Origin of the sequence: Mycolicibacillus koreensis (assembly GCF_002104795.1) — a bacterium.
GTDB classification, from domain to species: domain Bacteria; phylum Actinomycetota; class Actinomycetes; order Mycobacteriales; family Mycobacteriaceae; genus Mycobacterium; species Mycobacterium koreense.
The window spans coordinates 17,161-41,440 of sequence record NZ_NCXO01000034.1 but is presented as its reverse complement, the minus strand read 5'-3'; the positions used below and the strand labels follow the sequence as shown (position 1 = coordinate 41,440).

At 68.5% G+C, this 24,280-nt stretch carries 27 protein-coding genes; 6 read left to right on the top strand and 21 right to left on the bottom strand.

Features of this window, described 5'->3' with window-relative positions; genetic code table 11:
- Nucleotides 1-24: 24 nt before the first annotated feature.
- Together arr and B8W67_RS14605 are read right to left on the bottom strand one after the other, a co-directional pair.
- The gene (gene arr, locus B8W67_RS14610) at nt 25-453 is read right to left on the bottom strand and encodes an NAD(+)--rifampin ADP-ribosyltransferase (RefSeq protein WP_085304702.1); all 429 of its coding nucleotides are present in this window, start codon (nt 451-453) and stop codon (nt 25-27) included.
- Between the two features lie 115 nt (nt 454-568).
- Entirely contained in the window at nt 569-1,255 is a 687-nt protein-coding gene (locus tag B8W67_RS14605) for a TetR/AcrR family transcriptional regulator (protein ID WP_234806767.1), read from the bottom strand.
- A 68-nt stretch (nt 1,256-1,323) separates the two neighbouring features.
- On the opposite strand from B8W67_RS14605, the gene B8W67_RS14600 reads away from it, so the two are divergent.
- Nucleotides 1,324-2,766, top strand: a complete 1,443-nt coding sequence (locus B8W67_RS14600; RefSeq protein ID WP_085304698.1) for a carotenoid oxygenase family protein — start codon at nt 1,324-1,326, stop codon at nt 2,764-2,766.
- 188 nt (nt 2,767-2,954) lie between these two features.
- On the opposite strand, the gene B8W67_RS14595 is transcribed toward B8W67_RS14600, so the two are convergent.
- The 10 genes from B8W67_RS14595 to B8W67_RS14550 all read right to left on the bottom strand — a co-directional run bounded on the left by B8W67_RS14595 (nt 2,955) and on the right by B8W67_RS14550 (nt 14,215).
- A complete protein-coding gene (locus B8W67_RS14595; protein ID WP_085304723.1) occupies nt 2,955-4,244 on the bottom strand; it encodes a pyridoxal phosphate-dependent aminotransferase in 1,290 nt (429 codons plus the stop codon).
- A 65-nt stretch (nt 4,245-4,309) separates the two neighbouring features.
- Nucleotides 4,310-7,036, bottom strand: coding sequence for a heterodisulfide reductase-related iron-sulfur binding cluster (locus B8W67_RS14590; RefSeq protein ID WP_085304721.1), 2,727 nt, complete (start codon nt 7,034-7,036; stop codon nt 4,310-4,312).
- A gap of 231 nt (nt 7,037-7,267) precedes the next feature.
- Complete coding sequence (locus B8W67_RS14585) at nt 7,268-9,127, bottom strand: Hsp70 family protein (RefSeq protein WP_109561795.1); 1,860 nt, start codon at nt 9,125-9,127, stop codon at nt 7,268-7,270.
- 99 nt (nt 9,128-9,226) lie between these two features.
- Nucleotides 9,227-9,676 (bottom strand): hypothetical protein, encoded by a 450-nt coding sequence (locus B8W67_RS14580; protein ID WP_069390683.1) that lies wholly within the window; start codon nt 9,674-9,676, stop codon nt 9,227-9,229.
- A gap of 44 nt (nt 9,677-9,720) precedes the next feature.
- Nucleotides 9,721-10,275: an oligopeptide transporter substrate-binding protein gene (locus B8W67_RS14575; protein ID WP_197747559.1), complete on the bottom strand. Its 555-nt coding sequence runs from the start codon at nt 10,273-10,275 to the stop codon at nt 9,721-9,723.
- Nucleotides 10,276-10,330: 55 nt separating this feature from the next.
- Complete coding sequence (locus tag B8W67_RS14570; RefSeq protein ID WP_085304697.1) at nt 10,331-11,260, bottom strand: LLM class F420-dependent oxidoreductase; 930 nt, start codon at nt 11,258-11,260, stop codon at nt 10,331-10,333.
- A 36-nt stretch (nt 11,261-11,296) separates the two neighbouring features.
- Entirely contained in the window at nt 11,297-11,881 is a 585-nt protein-coding gene (locus B8W67_RS14565; RefSeq protein ID WP_174254744.1) for a hypothetical protein, read from the bottom strand.
- A gap of 61 nt (nt 11,882-11,942) precedes the next feature.
- Nucleotides 11,943-12,134 (bottom strand): hypothetical protein, encoded by a 192-nt coding sequence (locus B8W67_RS14560; protein WP_085304695.1) that lies wholly within the window; start codon nt 12,132-12,134, stop codon nt 11,943-11,945.
- Nucleotides 12,131-13,588, bottom strand: a complete 1,458-nt coding sequence (locus B8W67_RS14555) for an amino acid permease (protein WP_069390679.1) — start codon at nt 13,586-13,588, stop codon at nt 12,131-12,133. The genes B8W67_RS14560 and B8W67_RS14555 overlap by 4 nt, the downstream gene beginning before the upstream one ends.
- 117 nt (nt 13,589-13,705) lie before the next feature.
- Complete coding sequence (locus B8W67_RS14550) at nt 13,706-14,215, bottom strand: MarR family winged helix-turn-helix transcriptional regulator (protein ID WP_234806766.1); 510 nt, start codon at nt 14,213-14,215, stop codon at nt 13,706-13,708.
- Between the two features lie 67 nt (nt 14,216-14,282).
- On the opposite strand from B8W67_RS14550, the gene B8W67_RS14545 reads away from it, so the two are divergent.
- The 3 genes from B8W67_RS14545 to B8W67_RS14540 are packed head-to-tail and all read left to right on the top strand — an operon-like array spanning nt 14,283 to nt 15,927.
- Nucleotides 14,283-15,251 (top strand): NmrA/HSCARG family protein, encoded by a 969-nt coding sequence (locus B8W67_RS14545; RefSeq protein ID WP_085304693.1) that lies wholly within the window; start codon nt 14,283-14,285, stop codon nt 15,249-15,251.
- Nucleotides 15,252-15,305: 54 nt separating this feature from the next.
- Nucleotides 15,306-15,431, top strand: coding sequence for a hypothetical protein (locus B8W67_RS21555; protein WP_264033473.1), 126 nt, complete (start codon nt 15,306-15,308; stop codon nt 15,429-15,431).
- Between the two features lie 58 nt (nt 15,432-15,489).
- The gene (locus B8W67_RS14540) at nt 15,490-15,927 is read left to right on the top strand and encodes a nitroreductase family deazaflavin-dependent oxidoreductase (RefSeq protein WP_308213941.1); all 438 of its coding nucleotides are present in this window, start codon (nt 15,490-15,492) and stop codon (nt 15,925-15,927) included.
- Nucleotides 15,928-15,945: 18 nt separating this feature from the next.
- Here B8W67_RS14540 and B8W67_RS14535 read toward each other — a convergent pair whose 3' ends face one another.
- Both B8W67_RS14535 and B8W67_RS14530 read right to left on the bottom strand, forming a co-directional pair.
- The gene (locus B8W67_RS14535; protein ID WP_085304689.1) at nt 15,946-16,593 is read right to left on the bottom strand and encodes a class I SAM-dependent methyltransferase; all 648 of its coding nucleotides are present in this window, start codon (nt 16,591-16,593) and stop codon (nt 15,946-15,948) included.
- A 251-nt stretch (nt 16,594-16,844) separates the two neighbouring features.
- A complete protein-coding gene (locus B8W67_RS14530) occupies nt 16,845-17,540 on the bottom strand; it encodes a TetR/AcrR family transcriptional regulator (RefSeq protein ID WP_163797206.1) in 696 nt (231 codons plus the stop codon).
- 57 nt (nt 17,541-17,597) lie between these two features.
- On the opposite strand from B8W67_RS14530, the gene B8W67_RS14525 reads away from it, so the two are divergent.
- A complete protein-coding gene (locus B8W67_RS14525) occupies nt 17,598-18,077 on the top strand; it encodes a hypothetical protein (protein WP_133056124.1) in 480 nt (159 codons plus the stop codon).
- A 216-nt stretch (nt 18,078-18,293) separates the two neighbouring features.
- On the opposite strand, the gene B8W67_RS14520 is transcribed toward B8W67_RS14525, so the two are convergent.
- Nucleotides 18,294-18,899, bottom strand: coding sequence for a TetR/AcrR family transcriptional regulator (locus tag B8W67_RS14520; RefSeq protein ID WP_197747558.1), 606 nt, complete (start codon nt 18,897-18,899; stop codon nt 18,294-18,296).
- Nucleotides 18,900-18,967: 68 nt separating this feature from the next.
- On the opposite strand from B8W67_RS14520, the gene B8W67_RS14515 reads away from it, so the two are divergent.
- Entirely contained in the window at nt 18,968-20,101 is a 1,134-nt protein-coding gene (locus B8W67_RS14515) for an FAD-dependent monooxygenase (RefSeq protein ID WP_069390673.1), read from the top strand.
- A 259-nt stretch (nt 20,102-20,360) separates the two neighbouring features.
- Here B8W67_RS14515 and B8W67_RS14510 read toward each other — a convergent pair whose 3' ends face one another.
- The 6 genes from B8W67_RS14510 to B8W67_RS14485 form a co-directional block, all read right to left on the bottom strand.
- Nucleotides 20,361-20,831, bottom strand: coding sequence for a DIP1984 family protein (locus tag B8W67_RS14510; RefSeq protein WP_069390672.1), 471 nt, complete (start codon nt 20,829-20,831; stop codon nt 20,361-20,363).
- 129 nt (nt 20,832-20,960) lie between these two features.
- A complete protein-coding gene (locus B8W67_RS14505; protein WP_085304683.1) occupies nt 20,961-21,356 on the bottom strand; it encodes a PPOX class F420-dependent oxidoreductase in 396 nt (131 codons plus the stop codon).
- A 29-nt stretch (nt 21,357-21,385) separates the two neighbouring features.
- Nucleotides 21,386-21,898, bottom strand: a complete 513-nt coding sequence (locus B8W67_RS14500; protein ID WP_069390670.1) for a cupin domain-containing protein — start codon at nt 21,896-21,898, stop codon at nt 21,386-21,388.
- Between the two features lie 24 nt (nt 21,899-21,922).
- On the bottom strand, nt 21,923-22,876 hold the full coding sequence (locus tag B8W67_RS14495) for an NmrA/HSCARG family protein (RefSeq protein WP_069390669.1): 954 nt from the start codon (nt 22,874-22,876) through the stop codon (nt 21,923-21,925).
- A gap of 40 nt (nt 22,877-22,916) precedes the next feature.
- The gene (locus B8W67_RS14490; protein ID WP_084228452.1) at nt 22,917-23,342 is read right to left on the bottom strand and encodes a nitroreductase family deazaflavin-dependent oxidoreductase; all 426 of its coding nucleotides are present in this window, start codon (nt 23,340-23,342) and stop codon (nt 22,917-22,919) included.
- 5 nt (nt 23,343-23,347) lie between these two features.
- Nucleotides 23,348-24,250: an NmrA family NAD(P)-binding protein gene (locus tag B8W67_RS14485; RefSeq protein ID WP_085304681.1), complete on the bottom strand. Its 903-nt coding sequence runs from the start codon at nt 24,248-24,250 to the stop codon at nt 23,348-23,350.
- Nucleotides 24,251-24,280 lie beyond the last annotated feature (30 nt).

The following is a 24,280-nucleotide window of genomic DNA, read 5'->3' as shown; positions in this document are numbered from 1 at the left end:
AGTTGCCAGCCCGACGATTCGAGCTCAATCGTCGATGACGGCCTCGCCGCGCCGCCGCAGCTCCGCCAAGACTGCGCGCATGCCGTCGAGTTGGTCGACGGAATGCCCGACCCAGTCGGTGATCTCACCGATCACCTCCACGGGCTGGCGGGTGCGATAGGACAATGTCGGATTTCCCGGGTACTTCGCGTCGGTCACGTTGGGGTCATCTTCCAGAATGCCCTGAGGCTCGACGATGTAGATGCGTCCGCGCCCGGCGCCGAGTGCCATCTCCGCCGCCCACGTCGCCGCATCGAGTGTGCGGGTCACGTACACATGGTTCGAGATCCGCCCTTCCTCGAAGTTCGACCGGTGGCCCGCAACCAACAACTCACCGACCCTCAGGTCGGCCTTGGTGCCGTGCAGCAGTGCCCCGGATTCATGGGCCACAAAAGGTTTCGGCGCTTTCGCCATGATCGTTCCCCCCGTTCGTGTCAATGACCACCGCAGTGTGCCGCATAACGGGGGTCTTGCCGCAAGCCCCCGGTGTCGCCTTAGAATGAGAACGGGACGAACGCCAACAGTGGTCTCAACCGGGTACGAGCCGGGCGCGGGCGCCGTCCAGGGAGTGTTGCAGACGGTTGCGGTCGGCTCCCATGCCGACCAGTAGATCGACGGTCATCGGGCCCAGGATGTGGGTGAGCGCGTAATCGGTTGCCGCCGCGGTGTGCTGGGCGAAGGCGCCCACGATCTCCAGCAGCACGATCCCGTGCACCAGGCTCCACACCCGACCCGCCACGTCGACCGGGTCGTCGGCGCGTAGCTGTCCGGTCTCCAGCAGCCGGCTCACGGCGGTGACCAACTGCTCGAAGGTCGCGGCGGCGACCGGGGTGTCGGTGGTCACGGCGGTGGAGAGCTGGGGCGCGGCCAGTCCGAACATCAACCGGTAGCGCTGCGGACTGCGCAGCGCGAACTGTCGGTAGGCGTAGCCCATCACGAAGAAATCCGCGACCGGATCCTCGGTCGTCGGCGCAGCGGCCAGGGCGGCACCGAACTGTCGGAACGACTCGGCCACCAGGGCGTCGAGCAAACCGGTCATGCCACCGAAATGGGTGTAGACCGCCATCGTCGAGGCGCCGATCTCCGCGGAGAGCTTGCGCGCCTGCAGGGCCTCGGGGCCCTCGCGCTGTAGCAGGTCCATCCCGGCGTCGATGAGCCGCGCACGGGTGTCGGCGCCGGCGGAGGGGGAACGAGGCGAAGTGCGGGGCGAACTCACCCTTGCCATCCTGCCATAACGGTGTTATACCTGAAACATAACAACGTTATGCAACGGAGGGATCGATCATGAACAACCCTTATCTGGAGGGCGGCTTCGCCCCGATCGCCGAGGAGCACACGCTCACCGATCTGCCGGTCACCGGCGCCATCCCCGACTATCTCGACGGGCGTTACCTGCGCAATGGGCCCAACCCGATCGGCGAGGTCGATCCGGCCTTCTATCACTGGTTCATGGGTGACGGCATGGTGCACGGTGTGCGCCTGCGCGACGGCAAGGCCGAGTGGTATCGCAACCGGTATGTGCGCGGGCCCCTGGCCACCTCGGCCCTCGGGGAGCCGGCGCCGCGGGGTCGCCACGTCGGTCCGTCGGGGGTCGGTGCGAACACCAACGTCATCGGGCATGCCGGGCGCACCCTGGCCCTGATCGAGGGCGGCATCTCCTGCTACGAGCTCACCGACGAGTTGGAGACCGTCGGGCCGTGCGACTTCGACGGGACGCTCGCCGGCGGCTACACCGCCCACCCCAAGCGCGACCCGGACACCGGGGAGTTGCATGCGGTGTCGTATGCGTTCAACCGCGGCAACACCGTGCAGTACTCGGTGATCGGCACCGACGGGCGGGCGCGGCGCACGGTGGACATCGAGGTCACCGGTGCGCCGATGATGCACGATTTCTCGCTCACCGAAAACTATGTCGTCTTCTATGACCTGCCGGTCACCTTCAACGCCCAGCAGGTCGTCGAGGCGACGGTGCCGCGGGCGCTGCGCTGGCCGGCCCGGCTGGTGATGTCGGCGCTGATCGGGCGGGTGCGAATCCCCGACCCGATCACCGCCCGGTTGCCGATGCCCGGTCCGCAGGCCCTCGGCCTGCCGTACCGGTGGAACCCGGCGTATCCGGCGCGGGTCGGGGTGATGCCGCGCACCGGGGACAACACCGATGTCCGCTGGTTCGACGTCGAACCCTGCTACGTGTTCCATCCGATGAACGCCCACGACGACGGCGACACCATCGTGCTCGACGTGGTGCGCCACCCCAAGATGTTCGACACCAACCTGCAGGGACCCGCCGAGGGGCCGCCCACCCTGGAGCGGTGGACGATCGACCTCGCCGACGGCAAACTGCGGGAGTCGCGCATCGATGACCGGGCGCAAGAGTTCCCCCGGGTCGACGAGCGTCGCGTCGGCCGCCGGCACCGGTTCGGCTACGCCGTCGCCGTCGGTGACGGTGAACCGGAGGGGTTGCTGATCAAACACGACCTGATCGGCGACACCACAGCGAAACGGTCCTTCGGCGCCGCCAAGCAGCTGGGAGAGTTCGTGTTTCACCCCTCGGCGCCGGACGCCCCCGAGGACGACGGGGTGTTGATGGGGTTCGTCTACGACGCCGAGTCCGACCGCAGCGAGCTGGCGGTCCTCGACGCGCAGACCCTCGACACGGTGGCGTCGGTGCAGTTGCCGCACCGGGTGCCGGCGGGCTTCCACGGCAACTGGGTGCCGACGGGCCAGTAATCCAGCCCGCCGCCCGGCCGCCAGCCAGCCCAGCCCCGCCGACCCCGACCTTGTGTGGTTTCGTCCGGGACACGCCGCGAAAGGCGTACCAAAGCGCACAAGCCAATACGCACAAGGTAATACGCACAAGGTCGACCGGTGGCGAGCCGGCGGGCACTACCCGCCCGCCTGCCGAATGCCCTGGCGGGCTACTGGCGGTAGCTGGCCAGGAAGTTGCCGAGCCGCTCGATCGCGCGGTTGAGGTCGCGGCTCCACGGCAGCGTCACGATCCGCAGGTGATCCGGTGCCGGCCAGTTGAACCCGGTGCCCTGGGTGACCAGGATCTTCTCCGACATCAACAGGTCGAGCACCAGTTGCTCGTCGTCGGCGATGTCGTGGACTTCGGGGTCCAGCCGGGGAAACGCGTACAGCGCCCCGGCGGGTTTCACGCAGGACACCCCCGGGATCTTGTTCAGTGCGGACCACGCGGTGTCGCGCTGCTCCAGCAGTCGCCCGCCGGGCAGCACCAGGTCGTCGATGCTCTGGTAGCCGCCGAGGGCCACCTGGATGGCGTGCTGGGCCGGCACATTCGGGCACAGCCGCATGTTGGCCAGCAGATGGATACCCTCGATGAAGCTGGCGGCGTGCTCCTTGGGGCCGGTGATCGTCAGCCACCCTGCTCGGTACCCGGCCACCCGATACGCCTTCGACAGCCCGTTGAACGTCAAGCACAGCATGTCCGGGGCGAGAGCGGCGACGTTGATGTGCTCGGCGTCGTCGTAGAGGATCTTGTCGTAGATCTCGTCGGCGAGCAGCAGCAGTTGGTGTTTGCGCGCCAATGCCACCATCTGGGTGAGGATCTCGCGTGAGTACACCGCGCCGGTCGGGTTGTTGGGGTTGATGATCACCAGCGCCTTGGTGCGTTCGGTGATCCGCGACTCCAGGTCGGCGATGTCGGGCTGCCAGCCCTGCGTCTCGTCGCAGAGATAGTGCACCGGGGTGCCCCCGGCCAGTGACGTCGACGCGGTCCACAGCGGGTAGTCCGGGGCGGGGATCAACACCTGATCGCCGTTGTCCAGCAGCGCCTGCAGGGTCATCGTGATGAGTTCGGAGACCCCGTTGCCCAGGTAGACGTCGTCGACGTCCAACGGCGGGAAGCCGTCGACCAGTTCGTAGCGGGTGACCACGGCCCGCCGTGCCGACAGGATGCCCTGGGAGTCGGAGTAGCCCTGCGAGTACGGCAGGGCCTGGATCATGTCGCGCATGATCACGTCCGGCGCCTCGAACCCGAACGGCGCCGGGTTGCCGATGTTGAGCTTGAGGATGCGGTGGCCCTCGGCCTCCAGGCGGGCGGCGTGGTCATGCACCGGACCACGGATTTCGTAGAGGACATCCTGCAGCTTGCTCGACTGCGCGAACACGCGTTGTCGCTGCGGGAGCCCGGTCTGGCCAGGCCACTGGTGCGTTGTCACGTCCACTATCGTCCCACGGTTGTCCAGTGAAAATTTGCCCGGAGAGCAGTGGGGGCCGTGAATGCTCGGCAATCACGGCCCCCACTGGCGTCTCAGCGTTTGCCCGGCGGTTTCGCTCCGCGGGCGATGCCCAACCCCTTCACCGGCGGCTGGGGCTTCTCTTCTGCCTTGTCCGGGGCCTTGTCCGGGGCCTTGCCAGGGGCCTTGTCGGCGTCCTTGGCGGCCTCGGGGGTCGTCGCGGCGCCGCCGTCGTCGGCCTTGGGCGCCTCCGGTGCCTTCTCGGCCTTCTCCGCGGGTTTGGCCGCGGTCTTCTTCGCCCCCGGGCGCTTGGCGCCCCCGGCGATCCCGAGGCCCTTGACCGGCGCGGCCTTGGCGGTCTCACCGGATTCCGCCGGTGCGGACTCCGCCGCCTTGGCCGGTGCGGCCTTCTTGGCCCCCGGGCGCTTGGCGCCACCGGCGATGCCCAGGCCCTTGACCGGCGCGGCCGCCTTGGACTCCTCGGCGGGCTTGGCCTCCGCCGGGGCGGTCTCGGCGGTCGGCTTCTCCATCGTGGCGGTCGCGGTGGCGGCCGGAGCGGGCGCTTTCGGTGCCGCCTTGGCGGCGGCCTCGGCGGCCGCGCCCTTCGGCGGCAGCGTCAGCTTCTCCTTGTCCAGCGACCCCAGCAGCAGCTGGGCGATGTCGCGGATCTGCACCCCTTCACGCCCGGCGAGCTCCTGCCGGTCGTCGACACCGTCGCTGATCATCACCCGGCAGAACGGGCAGGCGGTCGCGATGGTCTCGGCGCCGGTGGCCAGCGCCTCGTCGACCCGCTCGTGGTTGACGCGCTTACCGATGTGCTCTTCCATCCACATCCGCGCACCACCGGCGCCGCAGCACAGCGCCCGGTCACGTGAGCGGGGCATCTCGATCAGATCCGCGCCGGAGGAGGTGACCACCTCACGCGGCGGGTCGTAGACCTTGTTGTGCCGGCCCAAAAAGCACGGGTCGTGGTAGGTGATCTTCTGGTTGATCGGCTTGACCGGGGTCAGCTTCTTGTCGCGCACCAACCGGTTGAGCACCTGGCTGTGGTGCAGCACTGTGTAGTTGGTGCCCAGCTGCGGGTACTCGCGGCCGATCGTGTTGAAGCAGTGCGGGCAGCTCGCGATGATCTTGCGGTCCACCGTCTCGACACCCTCGAACAGCTCGTTGAGGGTCTCGACGTTCTGCTGGGCGAGCTGCTGGAACAGGAACTCGTTGCCGGAGCGCCGCGCCGGGTCCCCGGTGCAGGTCTCTCCGGTGCCCAGCACCAGGAACTTCACCCCGGCCGCGGCGAGGAGTTCGGCGACGGCCTTGGTGGTCTTCTTGGCGCGGTCCTCATACGCCCCGGCGCAGCCGACCCAGAACAGGTACTCGAAGCCCTCGAAGCTCTCCACGTCCTGGCCGTAGACCGGGATGTCGAAGTCGAGTTCGTCGATCCAGCTGGTGCGTTCACTGGCGTTCTGGCCCCACGGGTTGCCCTTGGTCTCCAGGTTCTTGAACAGCACCCCGAGCTCGGAGGGGAACTCCGACTCCATCAGCACCTGGTAGCGGCGCATGTCGAGGATGTGGTCGACGTGCTCGATGTCCACCGGGCACTGTTCGACGCACGCCCCGCAGTTGGTGCAGCTCCACAGCACGTCGGGGTCGATGACCCCGCCCTGCTCCTCGGTGCCGACCAGCGGTCGGGTGGCCTGCTCGGGGCCCTGCCCGCCGATGCGCTCGAAGCCCTTCTCCGGCACGTGGTGACCCGGCACCGGTTGCGCGCCGGACAGGTCGACGTCCCCGGTGGGCATCTCCTTGTCGCCGAGCAGGTAGGGGGCCTTGGCCATCCAGTGGTCGCGCAGGTCCATGATCAGCAGCTTCGGGCTCAACGGCTTGCCGGTGTTCCACGCCGGGCACTGGGACTGGCAGCGGCCACACTCGGTGCAGGTGGCGAAGTCGAGCATGCCCTTCCAGGTGAAGTCCTCGATGGTGCCGCGGCCGAACGACGCGTCCTCCGGCGGGTCCTCGAAGTCGACCGGCTTGCCGTCGACCTCGATCGGCAGCAGCGGCCCCAGACCGTCGGGCAGACGCTTGAACGTGACGTTGATCGGCGCCAGGAAGATGTGCAGGTGCTTCGAGTGCAGCACGATCAGGAGGAACGCCAGCATCACCGCGATGTGGGCCAGCAGCGAGCCGGTCTCGATCCACTCGTAGGCGGTGTCACTCAGCCCCGACATTAGCTTGCCCATCAGCTGCGACAGGAACGCCCCGTTGCCGTAGGGCAGCGTGTCGTTGTGGACCGCCGCGCCGCGCAGGGGCAGGAAGGTCAGCACCACCAGGCCGATCATGATCAGGATCAGCCACGCGCCGCCGTTGTGCGAGCCGTAGAACCGCGACGACCGCCCCATCTCGCGGGGGTTGCGGATGGTGCGGATGATCATGAACACGACGATCGAGATCGTCACCGCGGTGATGAAGAAGTCCTGCAAAAAGCCCAGTGCGTCCCAATGCCCGATGATCGGGATCGCGAAATTCTCACTGAACAGCAGCCCGTAGGCCTCGATGTACACGGTGAGCAGCACGAAGAACGCCCACATGGTGAAGAAGTGCGCCAGGCCGGGGATCGACCACTTCAGCAGCTTGGACTGCCCGGCGACCTCGCGGATCTGGGTCCACACCCGGGTGGCGACCTCGGTGGTCCGCTCGTCGCCGGTTTTCTGGCCGGACATGACCAGCCGGTACAGCCACAGGATCCGGGAGGCGGCGAAGAAGCCCACCACCGCCGTTCCGCCCAGGCCCACCACCAGCCTGATCAGCATCTGCGTGTTCTCCACGGGGAGTCCTTCCCACAAGATAAGTTACTCGAGAGTAACTTAGCCGTAGTTACCGGTCAGTAACATTAGTTTTGTGCCAGCTCAATAGTGACATCATTGTGCTACGCGTCGCTGACGCAGGTTGCCCTAACTCCGGTTTTCACCCGCGGCGCCCCGCGTGTCGGGGGCCGGATCCGGCACCGGCAGCCGGTGACGGCATGCGCCGTTCATGAGCCGTTAGGACTGTCCGCCGGATTCGTCGCCGCCGCTGTCGGGCGGTGCCTCGCTGGTCGCCGGAGGCTCCGCACTGGTGGTCGGCGCCTTCGTCGTCGTCGGCTGCGCCGAGGTGGTGCGCTCGGTGGTCGTCGGCGCGTCGGTGGTCGTGGTGGTCGGCGCGGTCGTGGTCGTCTGCTCGCTGGTGGTGGTCTGCTCGGTGGTCGTCGTCGTGGGGGTTTCGCTCGACGTCGACTCCGTCGGGGCGGGTTCCTCGCTCGGCGGTGGCGGCGGGATCGTCGAGACGGTCGGCAGCCCGTCGTCACCGGTCACCGTCACCGTGACCGGGGCGGGCGGCTCCACCGGGGTGCTGACCCCGGGTTTGGGATCGGTAGATCCGCTGTCGGAGCTGACCAGGCTGTAGAGCAGACCGCCGCCGGCGAGCACCGCGAGCACGACCGCGCCGCCGAACAACACCGGTGGACGGCGATACCACGGCAACCCCGGTGCCGGGGCGTAGCCGGGGTCGGCCGGGGGCGGTGGCGGTGGCGGCGGGCTCTCGGTGTAACCGGAGGCGTCGAAGCGGTAGTCGTCGCCGGTGTACGGGGTGGGTTCGCTGGGGCCGACGGCGTCTTGGGACCAGGCCAGCTCGGGGCCGACCGACTCCGACGGCGGGCCGGGCACATACGAGGTGGCCGCGGAGGTCGCCTCGGTGCCGCCGGTGAACTCGCTGGCCGCCGGTGCCATCGCGGTGGCTCCGGCCGCGCCGAATGCCGCGGCCGCCCCGGTGGCCGCCGGTGGCTCGGTCCACAGACCGGTCGGGGCGTCGGGGCTGGTGGTGGCCGCCGGCGCAGCGGCCGTTCCGCCCTGGTCGGCGAGGATGCGGGCGCCGGCGGCGGCGCTCAACGCCGGCTGGGCCGGGGTGATGACCGGAACCCGCAGCCGCTGGGAGAGCTGGTCGGCGATGCCGGGCAGCTGCGCGCCGCCGCCGACCGCGGCGATGGCCGCCAGCCGCTGGGGCGGGATGCCGCTCTGCTGCACCGTGGTGGCGACCGCCTCGATGAACCCGGCCAGCGGGCCGTCGATGAGCGCGGTCAACTCCGCGCGGCTCAGCGGAACCGGGGCCGCCGGTGCCATCGGGGTGGTGATGGTGGTGGCGGTGGCCCGCGACAGCTGTTCCTTGGCGACCCGGCACTGTTCGCGCAGCCGGGCCATCGAGGTGACCGCGGCGGTGTCGCCGGCGTCGGGCACCAGGCTGAGCACGTGGTTGAGCACCGCGTTGTCGACCAGGTCGCCGGCGAAATCGGTGTAGCGGAACGTCTGGCCGACCGGGGTCAGGTTCCTGGCGGCATCGGCGACGGTGATGCTGGTGCCGCTGCCACCGAAGTCGCAGAGCAACACGATGCCCTCGCTGGGCATACCCGGTTCGGTGCGCAGCGCGGTCAGCGCGGCGATCGAATCCGGCACCAGCGGCGGAGTCGCCCCGTCGGGGGAGAGCCGCTGCTTGGCGGCCAGCGCCGCCGACAGCGACGAGAACGCCCCCGGATCCCAGTGGGCGGGGATCGCCACGGTCACCGGTGCTCCGTGGTCGACGCTGGCGGCGATCGCGTCGAGCGCCTCGGCGGTCAGCCCCTCCCCGCTGTAGGCCGCGCCGTCGGCGGCCACCAGCGGCACCGGGTCGCCGATCCGCTCGACGAACCCACGAAGCACGACCCCGGGGTCGCCGGGGTCGGTGGCCAGGTTCGGGTTTTCGCCGGGGATCCCGACTTCGGGTGGGCGGCGGTCGAACAGCGTCAACACACACCGCCGGATCACCGGGGGGCGGCCGCTACGGGCGGCGGCCAGGTTGGTCATGCCGATCGACAAACCCAGCGAGTCGCTCATTGTGCGCGTACCTCGTGTCTCGACTGGTTGGCTGGCGGGTGGTGCGCCTCAACGATAACCGGTGGGCGCGCGATCCCCGGGCCGCCCGCGCGGGCGTGGTTACGGCAGTGACGGAACGGTGATCTCGGTCGGCAGGTAGGGATTCGACGGGATCGTGATCGTCTCCGGCAGATGCGGCCGGTGATGCTCCTTGCTGGTCTCGGTCGCCGACGACGCGGGGGACTCGGCGGTGGACCCCGGCTCCTCTTCGGGTGCCTGGGTCCCGGGGGACTCCGAGGCCTCCGACGACGACGTGGTGGTCGTCGTGGTGGTCGCCGTGGTGGTTGTGGTGGTCGACGAGGAGGTGGTCGACGACGTCGGGGTGGCCGGCATGTCGGTGTCGGGCTGGGAGCTGAACAACACCACCAGACCCCACACGATCAGGCCGAGCAGGACCAGTACCAGCACCAGCCAGGCCATCAGAGGGCCGCGCTTGCGGTACCACGGAACGGGTTGATCGGCGTCGATACCGGTGTTGATGTACGCGGTCGGCTCGTCATAGCGGGACACGGCGACAGATTTTACCGGTCGATGCTGAGAACCCGGGGACGTTCTTACCCGCCCGGCGCCGCGGCGGGTTCCTGGGCGGGGCCCGGCGGCGGTCCGGTCGGGGATTCGGTGGACTCGGTGCCGGGTTCCTCCGCGGGACTCTCGGGCGGCTCGGTCCCCTCGGTCGGCGAGGTCGTAGCGGTCCCCTCGGACGGCGAGGTCGGCGAGGTCGTAGCGGTCGTCGAGGTCGAGGCTTCCGGTGTGGTGGTCTCGGTCGTGGTCGGTGCCGTGGTCCCGGTCGTCGTCGTGGTCGTCGTCGGTGTGGTGGTCTCGGTGGTCTCGGTGGTCGTGACCGGCGGCGGTGGAACCGGCACGATCGCCGGTGCGCTGGTCGTGGTGGTGGGGGTGGTCGGGCCCGACACCCCGGAGCGGCCGGTGACCAGCACGATCACCCCGTAGACGATGATCCCGATCAGCAGCGCGACCAGCAGACCCCAGATGACCAGCGCGGCCGGTTTGAGGTACCACGGCGCAGGCGATTCCGCGGTGTCGGTCTCGCCGTAGTGGATGTACTCGGTCGGTTCGTCACCCGCATCGTGCGGTGTTCCATGGCGCCCCACGACCCCCGATAGTAGGAGCCGTCGTGCCCCGGCCGGTCGGCGACGCGCCGCCCACTCAGAACTGGCGCATCACCTGGGTGGCGAACAGGTCGAGGTGGTCGAGGTCGGACATGTCGAGAACCTGCAGATAGATGCGCTGCACCCCGATCTCGACGGCCGCGCCGAGCTGGTCGACGATCTGGGCGGGGGTGCCGATCAGCGGCGTGTTGGAGCGCAGCTCATCGAGGTCGCGCCCGATCGCGTCGGCGCGGCGGGCCACCTCGGCGTCGTTGCGGCCGGCGCAGACGACGAACGCCGCCGAATACACCATCGAGTCGGGACTGCGCCCGACGGAGGCCACCGCGTCGGCCACCCGGCCGAACTGTGTCTCGATCGTTTCGATCGAGGCGAACGGCACGTTGAACTCGGCGGCGAAGGTGGCGGCCAGCATCGGGGTGCGCCGGGCGCCGAGCCCGCCGATGATGATCGGCGGGTGGGGGCGCTGCGCGGGTTTGGGCAGCGCCGGGGATTCCGACAAGGCGTAGTGGGTGCCGGCGTAGTCGAACAGGTCCCCGTCGGGGGCGGTCCACAGGCCGATGATCACCTCCAGCTGCTCGGTGAGCCGGGCGAAGCGCTCCGCGAGCGGCGGGAAGGGGATGGCGTAGGCGCGGTGCTCGGCCTCGAACCACCCGGCGCCGATACCGAAGTCCACCCGGCCGCCGCTCATCGCGTCGACCTGGGCCACCGTGACCGCCAGCGGGCCGGGGTGGCGGAACGTCGAAGAGGTCACCAGGGTGCCGAGCCGGATCGCGGTGGTCTCGCGGGCCAACGCCCCCAGCGTGACCCACGAGTCGGTCGGCCCGGGCAGTCCGTCACCGGCCATCGCCACGTAGTGGTCGGACCGGAAGAAACCGGAGAACCCGACTTGCTCGGCGGTCTGGGCCACCGCCAGTTGGTCGGTGTAGCTGGCGCCTTGCTGCGGCTCGACGAATACCCGGAAGTCCATGCGCGTCACACTATGCGGTACCGAGCGGGCGGGCACTCAAAAGGTGTCGACGCGCTCGATGCTGACGAACATCCCGTGGGCGGTGCTGATATTGGTGAACCGGGTGCCTTCGAAGCGGGCGTCGATGGTCCAGCCCTGCGCGACGTAGCGGCGGTAGTCGAGGGTGACCGTCGGGATGGCCCCCAGGTTGCCCAGCACCCACTCCACGTCGCCGCCGGAGGTGACGCGTACCCCGTTGGCGTGCTCGCCGTCGCGCATCGGGGAGTCGGTGAACGCCGCCTCGCAACTGACGCTGTCGGTCGAGATCTGGCAGCGGGTCTTGCCCGATTTCGTCGCGATGAACACCAGTCCGGAGTCGTCGGCGGGAAGCTCGGTGGACCCCGGTGGCGTGCCCGGCCCGCTCGGCCCCGGTGCGCTAGGAGTGGTGGAGGACGGCGGTGCCGGGGTGCCCGGTGTGGGGGAGTGCGCCGGCGGGCGTGTGGTGGAGGGACGCGCGGTGGAGGGAAAGGTCGGCTCCGGCGGTCCGGCGCCGGGCCCGGCCACCGGGCGGCCCTCGATGGTGTTGGTGCACCCGGCGATCAGCGCAACGCCGAGCAGGGCGAACAGTCTGCTCGTGTTCACGTGCCGTCGACCTCCGCTCCCGTTGCCCGGCACAGCATAGGGCACCGCAGTGTCGGTGAGGTCAGGAGAAATCACGAAACGCCAGGGTGAACCCGGCGACTGCGACCACCGCCGCCGCGGCGTAACCGATCAGCGACCACCATCCGAGGTGGGCGTATTTGGTGATCGCCACCATCGCGAGCGCGGCGAAAACCAGCAGCATCCCGTACAGGGGTGGGCGGGAGGCATACCGGTTGCGAGTAGGGCCGGTCATTCGCAATGCTCCGATTCCAGTGGCGCGGGCAGTGGTTCGTTGGCTGCGATCATCACCCGCTTGCGCACCAAAAACCAGCCCCCCGTCATCGCGGGGATGCCGACGAGCGCTGCGGTACGGATCCAGACGCCGTATTCGGGGTCGAACATCATCAGCACCACGACCCCGATCAAAAACACCAGCGTCACATACCCACTGTAGGGGGCAAAGGGCATTCGGAACGACGGTCGTTGCAGTACACCGGTTTTCGTTAGTTGGTGGAACTTGATCTGGCAGGCCACGATCGTCGTCCACGCCGCGATCACCCCGAGGGCGGCGATGTTGAGCACGATCTCAAAGGCGTGCTCGGGAACCACCGCGTTCAACCCCACCCCGAACAGGCCGATCCCGGCGGTGAGCAGGATCCCCCCGTAGGGCACACCGTTTTTCGACATCACCGCAGTGAAACGGGGCCCGCTGCCGTTGACCGCCATCGAACGCAGGATCCGGCCGGTGGAGTACAGCCCGGCGTTCAGGCTCGACAGTGCGGCGGTGAGAACCACCAGGTTCATCAGGCCGCCGGCACCGTCGAAACCCACTTTGGCGAAGAACGTGACGAACGGGCTCTCGTGCGGACGGTAGGCGGTGTAGGGCAGCAGAAGCGCCAGCAGTGACACCGATCCGACGTAGAAGATCGCGATTCGGGCGATCACCGAGTTGATCGCCCGGGGCATGACCTTCTCCGGTTCGGCGGTCTCCCCGGCCGCGGTGCCCACCAACTCCACCGCCGCGTAGGCGAACACCACCCCGGAGGTGACCAGCACCAGCGGCAACAGTCCGGTGGGGAACAGTCCCCCGTTGGCGTGCCACAGACTCAACCCGGTCTCATGGCCGTCGACCTCGTAGCGGCCGGCCAAGAACACGGTGCCCACAACCAGGAACGTCAGCAGGGCGATGACCTTGATCAGTGCCGCCCAGAACTCCAGTTCACCGAAGAGCTTCACCGAGATCAGGTTCATCCCGACCACCGCCACCAGCGCGAGCAACGCCAGCAGCCACTGGGGCACCACATGGAAAAGCCGCCAGTAGTGGAAGTAGGTGGCGATCGCGGTGATGTCGACGATGCCGGTCATCGCCCAGTTCACGAAGTACATCCAGCCGGCGACGAAGGCGACCTTCTCGCCGAAGAACTCCCGGGCGTAGGACACGAACGATCCCGACGACGGCCGGTGCAGCACCAGTTCGCCGAGCGCGCGCAGGATCAAGAACACGAAGACACCGCAGATGCCGTAGATCAGAAACAGGCTCGGGCCCGCCGAGGCCAGGCGCCCGCCGGCGCCGAGGAACAGCCCGGTGCCGATCGCCCCGCCGATGGCGATCATCTGCAACTGCCGGGGACGCAGCCCCTTGTGGTAGCCGGCGTCTTCGCGGCGGAGCCGGTCTTCGGCCGAGGGGCTGGCTGACGGCTGAGACAAAACGGCGTCCTTGCGGTGGTTGCGGGTGGGGCGGATGCGGGGCGCGGATCGGGCGTAGCTGCTCGCTAGATACTAAGGCGACGGCCCCGCTGCGGAGCCCGCGGAGTCGCTCGGGTGTCACTCGGGTGTCGAAAGCGTGCAGTCGCCGTCCTGATGGCGGGCCAAGGCGGCGGCCACGTCGTCGCAGGCGTCGCGAATCAGTGCCAGCCGCTCCGGTCCGAGGGCCTCGACGAACAGGGTGCGGACCCGCTCCGCGTTGGCCGGCGCGGCGGCGGTGATCGCGGCCCGGCCGGTGTCGGTCAAGACAATGTCCGGATAGCGCCGGTCGCCGGAGTCCCGGCGGACCAGGCCCCGGCGCTCCATCCTGCTCAGGTGATGGGAGAGCCGGCTTTTCTCCCACTGGGTGGCCTCACCCAACGCGAACATCCGCATCCGGTCCCCGGGGGCCTCGGAGAGGTTGACCAGAACCTCGAAGTCCGCCGCCGACAGCCCGAACTCGCGCTGCAGGTGTTGAGACAGGTGGCGCTCGAGGCGGTGTTCGGTCTCGATGAAGCTGCGCCACGCTTGTTGCTGCTCGACGCTGAGTCGTTTGCGGTCCGGCATGGCCACCATCCTTACGGTTGACACGTCAACTCAGTATGGCATAGCGTTGCAGTATCAGGTTGATACATCAACTCAATTTGGAGGAGCCGTGATGACCCATCAGAAGCTGATCACCGTCGTCGGAGCCACCGGGTCGCAGGGCGGTGGGCTGGCGCGCGCGATCCTCGCCGACCCCGAGCGGACCTTCGCCCTGCGGGCGATGACCCGCACCGTCGACTCGCCCGCAGCACAGGAACTCGCCCGGTCCGGGGCCACCGTCGTGCCGGCCGACCTCGATGACGAGGACAGCGTGCGCCGCGCCTTCGACGGCGCCCACGGCGTCTTCGTCATGACCAACTACTGGGCGCCGATCACCGCGGAACGCGAGGCGCAGCAGAACCGCGCCGAGCGGGAACTCGCCCAGGCGGAGACTGCGGCGCGGGCCGCCCGTGCGGCGGGTGTCGCCCACGTGGTCTGGTCGACGCTGGAGGACACCCGCGAGTTCTTCGGCGACGACGATCGCGTGCCGACCGTCGACGGGCGATACAAAGTGCCCCACTTCGACGCCAAGGCCGAAGCCGACGACGCTTTCCGCCGGCACGGGGTGCCGACGACCTTCCTGCGGACCGCGTTCTTCTTCGACAACATCGCCGCCGGGACGGGATTGGCCCGCGACGAGAACGGCGCGCTGCTGCTGACCCTGCCGCTGGACGACAAGCCGCTCTCGGGTATCGCTGTGGAGGACATCGGCAAGACCGCGCTGGGCATCTTCAAGCGCGGCCCGGAGCTCATCGGTGCCACGGTGAGCATCGCCGGTGAACACCTCACCGGCGACCAGTACGCGGCGGCGTTGGCCGACGTGCTCGGTGAACCGGTCCGCTACCGTCCGTTGAGCCCCGACGCCTTCCGGGCGCAGGGCTTTCCCGGTGCGGTGGAGATGGGCAACATGTTCCAGTACTACGCGCAGAACGCCGACCGTTTCGTCGGCGACCGGGATCTCGGTCGCGTCCGCACGCTCAACCCGGAGCTGCTGTCGTTCCGGGCGTTTTTGGACACCGTGGCCCCGGCTGTTCCCGCCTGATCGTCGAACGGTCAAAACCCCCGCCGACCGCGGGATTCTCACTATCCTGGACGAATGCCGATCAACCGACGGAAGGTGCCCGGCGGTACCGGCCCGGCCCCGCAGAACCGACCCGAGGAGCAGTCCATGCAGTCCATGGTCGATGACGCCGCCCGCTTCGGTGACTCACGGAACCTGTGACCATCACCCGGCGTTCACCCGGGTGAGCCGGTCGGCAACAGAAAGGCGGTGGTGTGCGGTGCGCTACGACAAACCTGGCCCGGTGGCGCGGGCCGGCAGCGCGGTGATCCGGTGGCTTGCCGAAGCGGGCATCAGTATCGTCGGCACCCAGGTGCTGCAGGTGACCGGACGCAAGACCGGCCGGCCGCGGGCGGTGGTGGTCAACGTGCTGACCGTCGACGGCGCCGACTACCTGGTGTCCCCGCGCGGCAACACCCAGTGGGCCCGCAATGTTCGGGCCGCGGGGCAGGTTCAGATCGGCCCGCGCTACCGGCGTCGGACCCGCCGGGTCACGGAGGTGGCCGACGACGCCAAACCCCCACTGCTGCACCGCTACCTGCAGCGGTGGTACTGGGAGGTCAAAGGCTACGTGGCCGGGTTGACCCCCGAATCCTCCGAGGCGGAATTGGCGCGGGCAGCTCCGTCGATCCCGGTGTTCACCCTGGTGGACGACTGAGATCTCGCCGGCCGGCGATCACCGGGGCTTGTGGGCGTGCAACAGCCATCCGGCCATCATTCCGCGTCCCGAGGAGTCGGTACCGGCCTGATGGCCGGGGGTGGTGCTGTACAGCGTGGCCGGGCGGAGGTCGTCGACCACCCAGAGCGGGGCCACCGTGGTGCGCAGCTCGTCGTCGGTGAACCCGTGTGGGCCGCCGCGGTCCGGATCGCGCTCCGCGCCGAACGTCTCCGCGGCGAACGCCAGGATGTAGAGCACGGCGCCGGTCGCGGCGGCCCGGTGGATCGACGCCAGATAGCCCTGGCGTTTGCCGGCCGGCAGCGAGTGCAGTAGGCCGCTGTCGACGATCGTGTCGAACCGGCCGTCATAGCCGGCGAAGTCGGTGAGGTCGGCTTGCGCGAAGTGTGCCGTGGTGAGCCCGCGATCAGCCGCGGCCGCGGTCGCGGCGGCGATTGCCGTGGCGCTGATGTCGAGCCCCACCACCGAGTGGCCCGCGACCGCTGTCGCCAGGGCGAACTCCGCGTGCCCGCACCCGGCATCGAGGACTGTGCCGCGGATCTTGCCGTCCTCGATCAGCCGTGCCAGCTCCGGTTGCGGTTCGCCGAGATTCCACGGCGGGGGTGTGGCATCGCGGTAGACGCTGTCCCAATCCCTGGCCTGAGGCATCGGTTCATCCTCCCCTCGCGGGGCTCACGTCGTAAAGACCTTCGCCCCACATCTCTGCTTTGCGCGTGGTGGACCCGCCGGGTGCGCTCGCGCGCACGCGGCGGCTGAGGTCTGTGCACTCAGGGAGGTTTGTGCACTGGCGGCGCCCGCAACGCCCTTTTCGCCGCCCTGGTTGCACAAACCTACGCCGTGAGTGCACAAACCCATCGCGCCCTACGTCGAGGACTGCGTGGGGCGTTGAGGTGCGGGGCCTACGGGTCACCGGAGCCGGGCTTGGCTGCCTCGGCGCGTGCGTCGAGCGCGGCGGCCAGCGAGCGTTCTGCGCGGCGGCGGCTGTCACCGAGACCGACCACCAAGTGGACCGCCAACGAGGTCATCACCTGCTGCGCATCGTCGGCGTCGATGAATCCGGTCATCGCCAGCAGAACGAACCCGTGTGTGGCGCTCAAGATTTGGCTGGCCGCAGGCCGGGGCTCCTGTGGTCGTATGCGGCCGGCTGCGATGACCCGCTCGACGGCGTCGACCATCACAGAAAGCGCGTCCTCCCCTTCGGCGAGGTCCCAGGGGGTGGTTGCCCCGGGCGGCAACTGGTATGCGCGGCCCAGGTCGCTGAGCCCGAACAGCACTCGATACAACTGCGGGTTCTGCAGTGCGAACTCCCCGTAGGCCAGGCCTCCGGCGATCAGGTCGGCCATCGGGTCGTCGGTGTGAGCGACTCCGCGGACCCGGTCGGCGAACCGGGTCAGGCCTTCGCGCAGCATGGCGTCGATGAGTCCGGGCATGCCGCCGAAATTGGTGTAGACGGCCATCGTGGAGGCGTCGATCTCGCGGGCCAGGGTGCGCGCCTGGATCGCCGCGGGCCCGTCGCGTTCGAGCACGGTCAACGCGGCGGCCACCAGCCGGTCCCGGGGGCCCGCCGCGGCGTCGGGAGAAGACGTTGAAGGCATCGTTGACATCCTGCCATAACGCCCGTTATTCTGCTGCGAACAGGAATAACGATTGTTATGTCGATGGGCGTGTCGGCTCGTCGCCAGGCTTCGGAAGGGGCAGTCATGGCCATATCAACCCCGACGTACCAACGTCTCATCGTCGGCGTGGGCGGTGCCCTGCTGATCGTGACGCTGTTGTTGCCCTGGGCCGAAGTCGATGGTGTCGGCCACAACGGCTGGCAGTTCAATGCGGTGGTCAGCCTGTATTTCCTGATCGGTGGGGTGTTCGGAATCATCACCGCCGTCACGGGCGGGCAATACGGTCTTTGCCGTCCCGACGTGTCGATGATCGGGGTCACCGATGCCGTCAACACCGTCGGGATGGTGCTGTTCGCGTGGCTGATCGTCGATTACCCCGACGATGCGGTCCGCCGGCCCGGCGTCTTCTGTGCGCTGGCCGCCACGGCGATGACGGCCTTCGCTGTCGCCGACTATGGTCCGTTGCGCGGTGCGCCGTGGTTTCCGCCGCTCAACGCCACCGATCGATCCCGCTGATTGCCGCCACACCGCCGGGTGGTGCCTGGGGTTTGTGCACTCACGGCGCCCGAAACGCCCGTGTCGCCGCCCTGCCTGCACAAACCTACGCCGTGAGTGCACAAACCTGGGCTGGCTATGGCTGGGCCGGCGATGGCTGGGCCGGCGATGGCGGCCGGCGAGCCGCGATCCTCACGACCGCGATCCTCACGACCGCGATCCTCACGACCGCGATCCTCACGACAAGGCGCGCCGCTCGAGAAGCGGGAGGAACACCGTGTCGACGATTTCCTCGATGGTGTCGTCGGGTACCGGTTGGAGCGTCACGAGCAGCTCATAGCGGAACAGATCGCCGGGCAGCCGGGCGATCCGGTCGGTGACCTGCTCGCGGTGGATCTCCCCGCGGTCGATCGCCCGCTGGATCACCTCGTCCAACACAGGGTTGCGCCCACCGGGCGCAAACGCGCTCAGGTCGGCCAGGCTGATGCCGGTCTGGCGGTAAAAACCGCCGAGCTGGGTGAAGAGTTGCACCGCCAGCCCGGTGCGGACCTTGTTGGCTTGCCGCAGCACCGCGATGACATCGTCGCGCAGACTGCCGGTATCGGGAGCGACGACGGGATCCTTGCCGATCTCGTGTTTCAGCGCCGCGAGGACCAGCTCCTGCTTTCCCGGCCAGCGCCGGTAGATGACCGCGCGGCTGGTGGTGGCCCGCGCGGCGACGGCGTCGATGGTGAACTCGTCGTAACCGTGTTCGGCCAGCTCCGACCACGCGGCGTCCAGGAGGGCCTCCTCCAGGACGCGGCCGCGCCGCCGCGTCGACCCGCCCGCCGCGTTAAGAGACATTGTGTTTCCTATAATCCCGAGGTAGCGTTAGATACACATCGTATCTTACTGCTGGAAGGGGCTGCTCCATGCGCATTCTCATCTCTGGCGCCGGGGTGGCGGGCTTGAGCACCGCGATCACGCTGCGCGACACCGGCCACGACGTCACCATCGTCGAACGGGCCCACCATCTGCGCGCCAACGGTTCGCCGATCGATGTCCGGGGTGAGGCGATCGGTGTCGCCGACCGGATGGGTGTGCTCGGGTCGATTCGTGAGCGCCGCATCGACATGTCCGAACGTGTCCAGTTCATCGACAGCGACGGGGTCGTTGTCGCCGAACCCTCGTGGGACGCCATCAACGATTCCCCCGACGACATCGAGATCCCCCGCGAAGATCTCACCAACATCCTCTACGGCCACCTCGGCCCCGCCGTGGACCTCCGGTTCGGCGAGTCGGTCGCCGACCTGCGCGACGACAACGCCGGGGTCGACGTCCGCTTCGCCTCCGGGGCGACCGGCCGCTACGACCTGGTCGTCGGCGCCGACGGTATGCACTCGGCGATCCGGCGGCTCACCTTCGGCGAAGAACGGCAATTCCTGCATTTCCTGGGCCTGTACGTCGCGCTGGCCCGTTTCCCCGGCTACATCCCGACCGATCGCGTCAACCCGATCTACAACTTTCCCGGCCACATGTGTGGCATCGCCGCCTATAACGATCAGGCGTTGGCGGTCTTCACGTTTCGATCGCCCTGGATCGACTACGACTACCACGATCTAGGGGTCCAGAAGCGGATCCTTGCCGACGCTTACGCCGGTCATGACGAATGGCGCATCCCCGAACTGGTGCGTGCGGCGATCGAGGACCCGGAGCTCTACTTCGACTCGGTCAGCCAGATCCGGATGGACAGCTGGCACCGCGGGCGGGTGGTCCTCGTCGGAGACGCCGCGCACTGCACCTCCAACCTGACGGGCCGCGGCACCAGCTTGGCCCTCACGGGGGCCTGGATTCTCGCCGAGGCGCTGCGCGCCCACGGCGACATCGATGAGGCGTTCACGCAGTACGAGCGCGATCAGCGACCGCGCGCCGTTGATACCCAGGCGATGGCCGCACCGGGAGCCGAGATTTTCGCGCCGGCCACCCAGGACCAGATCGACAGCCGCAACGAACTTCTCGTCGCGGCCGCGAGGCAGCGGCAAAGCAGCGGACATGCCACGGGCTGAGCCCGGCTCGCCCGACCGGTTCTGCAGCCCATCCCAGAAGAGTGTGCCCCGTGCCCGCCCTCACCGTCACGGATCTGCGCGGTGGTGATGCGTTGTGCGTTGTACTCGATCACCGGTACGCGATGCGGGGCTGCTCGATGAAACGGGAATCGAACCCGTCGCACTGCCCTTCGTGCGCCAGTGGTGACCGGACTTTGCCCGCCGGTCGGGGCTTGCGCACGCCTCCGTGATGGCTACCTACAGACTCTTCACAAGTGGGCTACTCCAAAAGATCGACCTCCCAGTTGGCCCGTTGGATCCGCACGTCGAGCTCGCGATACTCCTGGGCGACCGCGTCGGCGCGGGCACGCAGTTCGGCGACCGGCAGCGCCGCCAGCATCTTCAACTCCGAACGCAGTTGTCGGGCGTAGCCGGGCTGGCCGGTGCCGGCAGCCGCATCGGCGGCGCTGATGAGCACGTGGTGGCGCAGACGCAGCGCATCTCGCCGGGCCAACGCGTCGGTGAGCGTGCCGGCGGCGTCGATCACGGTGGCGGCGTTGGTGCGGTTGATGCGTCGGATCAGATCCTCGTACTCGCGCAGCGCGTTGTCGGCGTCGACGAGCAGGGCCGAGGCGTCCTCAGCGGGATCTTCGCCCTCCTGGTAGCGGGCGTTGCTGACGATGCGGGTCCGCAGCGATTCGATGCGGCGGGTCGCGTTCGCCCGCAACGAGAGTGCCTCCGCCAGTTTCATGATCGTTCCTCTCCGCAGTGCGGCCGGCGCGGGGGCAAGACGCTAGGCGTGATCACGCCCCGCCGTCGACGATCATCGGACGATACCAGCGTCGACCGCGGCCCACAGGCGCCGCTTCACACCGGCGGACTACCGGTGCACAGTGCGGTGTGGCGGGGTGTCCATGCTCATCGGGCCGGACCCCGCGTTGACGTTCCAGCTCCACGAAACCTCCGGTGTGATCCGCAGAAACGGCTGTTCCGCGCCCTCGACCACGGTCGCGGTGCCGTAGACCCGCAGATACCGCGGTATCCACGGCTCGGTGGAGACCAGATCATCGATCACCACCGCGACCTTGGTGTGCCCGGCCAACACGTTGCGGTGCCGGCGGGTGGCGGCGGGCCGGTAGCCGCCGATGTTGATGTGCGTTCCGTCGTAGTCGAACCCGACCGGCACGACGTCGGGCTGATCGTCATCGCCGACGGTGGCGATCCGCGCCAACGGCTGTGAACGCAGGTAGGCGATCTCGTCTTCGGTGAAACTCAAGGGAATTCCTTTCTCGCGACGGGCGACGATCAATCCCGGCCGAACACTGGTGGCCGATCCAGCACCCGGACACCGAACTTGGCGATCTCCTCGGCGGTGTTGGTCACCACGGAGTCGGCGGTGGTGCCGATCGCCACCATGTGGTCCTCGAAGTAGCCGGGGGTGGTGATGATGAGCACCTCCGCGGTCGGCGTGTGTGTCTGGAAGGTGTGCGGAACCAACCGCGGGCCGTAGGCGACCCCGCCGGCGCCCAGTATCGCGGTGTCGCAGGCGCCCAAGGTGTCCCCGCCGGTCCAGAACTTGACCTCACCGGAGACGACGACCCACGTCTCGTCCTCCCGTTCGTGGACGTGCAACGGTGGGGAGCCGTCCGGGGTGAGTTCCAGGCGCAGAACATTCAGGGCGTCGTAGGTCTCCGACCGCGCGATCACCCGCTCGAGTTCGGCGCCGAAATAGGGGAACATGTCGCCGCTGCCGCGGTTGCGGACCAGCGGGGACAGAACCGGTGGGCGCCGTCCTGGGGTGTAGGACTTCGGGGTCATGGAGTGTCTTTCGTCGGCGCGGGTTCAGGGCAGAGTGAAGCGGTCGGCGTTCGCCTGCAGCCACTGGTCGAAGGACTTCAGTTCCGGGTTGAGCGCGCGGGAGAACGCCGGATCGTGGAATGCGCAGTAGTCGGCTTCGGTGTCGGCGTAGAACTGGAACATGTTGCCCAGGTCTTCGGACCCGGGGAACCCCCCGGAGCGGAAATCCTCCGGAGAGACTGCGATGTAGGCGATCTCGCGTCCCAGAACGCGGCTCATGGCCGCGGCGATCTGTGTGAGCGTCAACTGCTCGCCGGCGATCCCGATCGCTTCGCCGACGAACTCGTCGCCGCGCTGGAACACCCCGAAGGCGCATCGGCCGATGTCGTCGGCGGCGATCCCGGCGAGCTTCTTGGTCCCCATCGGCAGCCTGATCGCCAGCGTGCCGTCCTCGCCGGTGGTCGGGGGGAAGCTGGACGCCAGGTTGTCCCAGTAGAACGGTGGGTGCAGGAAGGTGGTGGGTACCCCGAGTTCCCGGAAGTACCGGTTGGCGTCGGCTTTGACGTCGAAGTGCGGCACCTTGTACCTACCGAGCAGGGTGGGCATCCGATCGTCGTCGAGGGGGAACGCTTCGCGGGTGTCCTCCAGCGTCGACCAGATCACGTGACGCAGGCCGGCGTCCTTCGCCGCCCGTGCCAGGTTGCGAGCCTGGGCGTCCTCCACGGACGGATCCATGTGTTCCCAGTAGTTGGTCACGCAGTACGCGCCGTGTGCACCGGTGAACGCCGCGGTCAGCGAATCGGGGTCGGTCAGGTCGGCGACGACGACGTCGGCGCCCGCCGAGGCGAGCGCACGGGCCTTCGCGCCGTTGCGGTTCCGGGTGATGGCGCGCAACGTGAACCCGTCGGGCTCGCCGTGGCGCGGGTCATCGAGAATGGCTCGGGCCAAACCCCCGCCCTGCGAGCCGGTGGCACCGGTGACCGCGATGATCTTGCTCATGAATGTCCTTCGCTCTCGGGGGCTTCGATAGCGTCGTGGCTCAGTCCGTGTCGCGGACCAGTTCGAGAACCGGGATGATCCGGTCGGTTCCCTCCTGGTACTTCGCGAAGCCCGGGTAGCGGCCGGCCTGGATCGCATACAGCCGATCGTGTTCGGGGCCGGTGATCTCGTGGGCGGTCGCGGTGAACGTCTCGGTGCCCACCTCGACCGTTGCGGTCGGATTGGCGCGTAGATTGTGATACCAGCTGGGGTGGTTGTCTTTTCCCTCATTGGAGGCGAACACGATGATGCGTTCGCCTTCCGGCAGGTACATCATCGGGCTGGTGCGCGGCAGCCCTGATTTCGCGCCGGTGGTGGTCAGCAGCAGTACCGGCGCCCCTTCGAACGGCCCGCCGAGGGTGCCGCCGCGCCGGCGGAACTCGGCGATGTTGCGCTCGTTGAACTGCAGCGTTCGCTCTCGGTCCACGGTCGTCAACCCTCTCTCGGTGAATTGTTGTGTTGAGCCCGGAGCACCTCGGTCAGTGTGGTCGGGGTGATCTGTGGGTAGCGGTCGTTCTCCACGGCGGTGAGCCGGCCTTTACCCGACACCATCGGAAGCTGATACATCAACGGCAGGAGGACCATCGGGTCGTCGGTCTGCGATTTGAGGCGCTCCAGTTCCGCATACCCCTGCTCGATGCCGCCCCGGGATTGCAGTCTCAGCGGCTGACCGGTCGCCTCGGTGTAGGACCGGGCGATCTGCTCGACCGAGAGTCGCTGGCCGACAACCTGAACCACGCGGTTGAGGGTGTTCGGGTCGCCGACGATCTCCGCCAGATACGCAGCCGTGTCGTCCATGCTGGTCAGGTCGAACGGCATCGTGCCATCGCCCCAGAACGTCATCGTGCCCGCGGCGGGGTCCACCATCCGCATGAACGGTGCGGCGATCACCTCCATGAAAGCGCCGTTGAGCAGGATCGTGTAGCCCTGGCCGCTGCTGATCAGTTCGTCGTCGAATGTGCGGCGGGCGTCGGAGTTCCAGTTCTCGCCCGGGGCCAGCGCGAACAGGTCCAGCGAGTAGTCGCTGGGCACGAAACGGGCTGCCCCGGCGTCCCGGGCGGCCGACAGCAGGCGCCGCTGGCCGTCGACGATGACGTCGGGACCGCCCTGCACCGCGGAGACCACCACATCCACACCGTCGCAGGCAGCCCGCAGCGACGCCGGGTCGTCGAGGTCGGCGCGCACGACGTCGCCGAGGGCGGCGAGGGTGCCGGTGTCGTTGCCGGGGTTGCGCATCCCGCAGCGCACCCGCCTGCCGCGGGCGTGCATCGCCCGGGCGATCCGGGTGCCGAGGTTGCCGTTGGCGCCGGCGACCAACACGGTCAGATCACTCATGCGACCCGCTCCTCCGGTCGGCGTGGCGCC

What these genes read in the sequence shown, in the direction of transcription:
- arr (WP_085304702.1), bottom strand. Translation starts at nt 453, where the DNA reads ATGGCGAAAGCGCCGAAACCTTTTGTGGCCCATGAATCCGGGGCACTG.
- B8W67_RS14535 (WP_085304689.1), bottom strand. Translation starts at nt 16,593, where the DNA reads ATGCCTCAGGCCAGGGATTGGGACAGCGTCTACCGCGATGCCACACCC.
- B8W67_RS14515 (WP_069390673.1), top strand. Translation starts at nt 18,968, where the DNA reads ATGCGCATTCTCATCTCTGGCGCCGGGGTGGCGGGCTTGAGCACCGCG.
- B8W67_RS14590 (WP_085304721.1), bottom strand. Translation starts at nt 7,036, where the DNA reads ATGCTGATCAGGCTGGTGGTGGGCCTGGGCGGAACGGCGGTGGTGGGC.
- B8W67_RS14525 (WP_133056124.1), top strand. Translation starts at nt 17,598, where the DNA reads ATGTCGATGGGCGTGTCGGCTCGTCGCCAGGCTTCGGAAGGGGCAGTC.
- B8W67_RS14585 (WP_109561795.1), bottom strand. Translation starts at nt 9,127, where the DNA reads ATGAGCGACTCGCTGGGTTTGTCGATCGGCATGACCAACCTGGCCGCC.
- B8W67_RS14520 (WP_197747558.1), bottom strand. Translation starts at nt 18,899, where the DNA reads ATGTCTCTTAACGCGGCGGGCGGGTCGACGCGGCGGCGCGGCCGCGTC.
- B8W67_RS14545 (WP_085304693.1), top strand. Translation starts at nt 14,283, where the DNA reads ATGACCCATCAGAAGCTGATCACCGTCGTCGGAGCCACCGGGTCGCAG.
- B8W67_RS14600 (WP_085304698.1), top strand. Translation starts at nt 1,324, where the DNA reads ATGAACAACCCTTATCTGGAGGGCGGCTTCGCCCCGATCGCCGAGGAG.
- B8W67_RS14485 (WP_085304681.1), bottom strand. Translation starts at nt 24,250, where the DNA reads ATGAGTGATCTGACCGTGTTGGTCGCCGGCGCCAACGGCAACCTCGGC.
- B8W67_RS14570 (WP_085304697.1), bottom strand. Translation starts at nt 11,260, where the DNA reads ATGGACTTCCGGGTATTCGTCGAGCCGCAGCAAGGCGCCAGCTACACC.
- B8W67_RS14530 (WP_163797206.1), bottom strand. Translation starts at nt 17,540, where the DNA reads ATGCCTTCAACGTCTTCTCCCGACGCCGCGGCGGGCCCCCGGGACCGG.
- B8W67_RS14495 (WP_069390669.1), bottom strand. Translation starts at nt 22,876, where the DNA reads ATGAGCAAGATCATCGCGGTCACCGGTGCCACCGGCTCGCAGGGCGGG.
- B8W67_RS14500 (WP_069390670.1), bottom strand. Translation starts at nt 21,898, where the DNA reads ATGACCCCGAAGTCCTACACCCCAGGACGGCGCCCACCGGTTCTGTCC.
- B8W67_RS14560 (WP_085304695.1), bottom strand. Translation starts at nt 12,134, where the DNA reads ATGACCGGCCCTACTCGCAACCGGTATGCCTCCCGCCCACCCCTGTAC.
- B8W67_RS21555 (WP_264033473.1), top strand. Translation starts at nt 15,306, where the DNA reads ATGCCGATCAACCGACGGAAGGTGCCCGGCGGTACCGGCCCGGCCCCG.
- B8W67_RS14510 (WP_069390672.1), bottom strand. Translation starts at nt 20,831, where the DNA reads ATGAAACTGGCGGAGGCACTCTCGTTGCGGGCGAACGCGACCCGCCGC.